We start from the raw sequence: 2,254 nt of genomic DNA on the forward strand, positions 1-2,254 counted from the left end.
AATGGGCTGGTGCTTGGCAGCATCTACGCCATCATTGCACTGGGCTACACCATGGTGTACGGGATTCTGGGCATCATCAACTTCGCGCACGGCGACGTGCTCATGGTGGGCGCCATGGTCGCGCTCTCCGCGATCAACGTGATCCAGAATCATTTCCCTGGTCTCGGGAACATCCCCACGCTGTGCATTGCGCTTGTGGTGGCGGCGGTCGTTTGCTCGTTCGTCGGGTACACGATCGAAAGAGTCGCGTACCGGCCGCTGCGCCGCGCGCCGCGTCTCGCGCCGCTGATCACCGCGATCGGCGTGTCGATCCTGCTTCAGACGCTCGCGATGATCATCTGGGGCCGCAATCCGCTCGCGTTCCCGCAGCTCATCTCGACCGATCCGATCAACGTCATCAAGCCGAGTGATACCGGCGTGGGCGCCGTGATCTCGCCGACGGAAATCGTCATCATCGTCGTCGCGTTCCTCGTGATGGCGGGCCTCCTGCTCCTCGTGCACCGCACGAAGCTCGGCCGCGCGATGCGCGCCATCGCCGAAAACCCGGCCAACGCGAGCCTGATGGGCGTGAACCCGAACTTCGTGATCTCGGCCACCTTCATGATCGGCTCCGCGCTCGCCGCGCTCGCCGGCGTGATGATCGCTTCGGAATACGGCAACGCGCACTTCTACATGGGTTTCATCCCCGGCATGAAGGCGTTCACCGCGGCGGTGCTGGGCGGTATCGGCAACCTCGGCGGCGCGATGGTCGGCGGCGTGGTGCTCGGTCTGATCGAGCAGCTCGGCGCGGGCTATATCGGCAACCTCACCGGCGGGGTGTTCGGCAGTAACTATCAGGACGTCTTCGCATTCATCGTGCTGATCGTCGTGCTCGTGTTCCGTCCGTCGGGGCTGCTGGGCGAACGTGTCGCGGACCGCGCATAAGAGGGAGTAGCACAACATGACTTCAATTCAACCGATCGAGCCGTCGACGACGCTCATCCCCGAAAAGAACACGACGAAGACCCTCGCGGTTGGCGTCGTGACCGCGATCGTCGTGGCCGCGCTGCCTTTCGTGGTCGGCGCCGCGGGCGGCAACTACTGGGTGCGCGTGCTCGACTTCGCGATGCTGTACGTGATGCTCGCGCTGGGCCTGAACGTGGTGGTGGGCTTCGCCGGCCTGCTGGACCTGGGCTATATCGCGTTCTACGCGGTGGGCGCCTACACGGCCGCGCTGCTGACTTCGCCGCACCTCACCACGCAGTTCGCGTGGATCGCCAGCATGTTCCCGGGCGGCCTGCATACGCCGTACTGGATCGTGGTGCCGTGCGCGATGGCGCTCGCGGCGCTCGCCGGTATCCTGCTCGGCGCGCCGACACTGCGTCTGCGCGGTGACTACCTCGCGATCGTGACGCTGGGCTTCGGGGAAATCGTTCGTATCTTCATGAACAACCTCGACCGCCCGGTGAACATCACCAACGGGCCGCAGGGCATCACCGGCGTCGCGCCGCTGCATGTCGCGGGCTTCAATCTCGCGCAGCCGCACGAGGTGTTCGGCTTCACGTTCACGTCGGTCTACATGTATTACTACGTGTTCGTGATCTGCGCGCTGCTCGTGATCTGGGTCTGCACGCGCTTGCAGCACTCGCGTATCGGCCGTGCATGGGCCGCAATCCGCGAAGACGAAATCGCCGCCAAGGCCATGGGCATCAACACCCGTAACGTCAAGCTGCTCGCGTTCGCGATGGGCGCGTCGTTCGGCGGTCTTTCGGGTGCGATGTTCGGTGCGTTCCAGGGCTTCGTGTCGCCGGAATCGTTCACGTTCTGGGAATCGGTCGTCGTGCTCGCCTGCGTGGTGCTGGGCGGCATGGGCCACATTCCGGGCGTGATTCTCGGCGCCGTGCTGCTCGCCATTTTCCCCGAGTTCCTGCGCTCGACGATGGGCCCGCTCCAGCATGCGCTGTTCGGCCATGAAATCGTCGATACGGAAGTCATTCGCCAGTTGCTCTACGGCCTCGCCATGGTCGTGATCATGCTGTATCGCTCGGAAGGCCTGTGGCCCGCGGCGAAGCACGAAGACAAGATCGCGAAGATTGCCAAGCGCGCCAGCAAGAAGCCGATTCGCGCCTAAGGGGGAGAACAGAAGATGAGCAACAAACCTATCCGCCTGTCCGTGAAGGGCGTGAACAAACGCTTCGGCGGCCTTCAGGCGCTGTCCGATGTCGGCCTGCAAATCGAGGAAGGCACGATTTACGGCCTGATCGGCCCGAACGGC

Annotated in this window: 2 protein-coding genes and 1 pseudogene; all 3 read left to right on the forward strand. The window is 64.0% G+C overall.

Features of this window, described 5'->3' with window-relative positions:
• The coding region (locus tag C7402_RS46000) for a branched-chain amino acid ABC transporter permease (RefSeq protein WP_133254679.1) at nt 1-924 on the forward strand (924 nt) is incomplete at its 5' end.
• Nucleotides 925-940: 16 nt separating this feature from the next.
• A complete protein-coding gene (locus C7402_RS46005; protein WP_112173209.1) occupies nt 941-2,110 on the forward strand; it encodes an ABC transporter permease subunit in 1,170 nt (389 codons plus the stop codon).
• A gap of 15 nt (nt 2,111-2,125) precedes the next feature.
• A pseudogene (locus C7402_RS46010) lies at nt 2,126-2,254 on the forward strand (ABC transporter ATP-binding protein); the annotation flags it as partial.

This window comes from Paraburkholderia unamae, assembly GCF_003096875.1.
In the GTDB taxonomy this organism is placed as follows: Bacteria; Pseudomonadota; Gammaproteobacteria; order Burkholderiales; family Burkholderiaceae; genus Paraburkholderia; species Paraburkholderia unamae.

What these genes read in the sequence shown, in the direction of transcription:
- C7402_RS46005 (WP_112173209.1), top strand. Translation starts at nt 941, where the DNA reads ATGACTTCAATTCAACCGATCGAGCCGTCGACGACGCTCATCCCCGAA.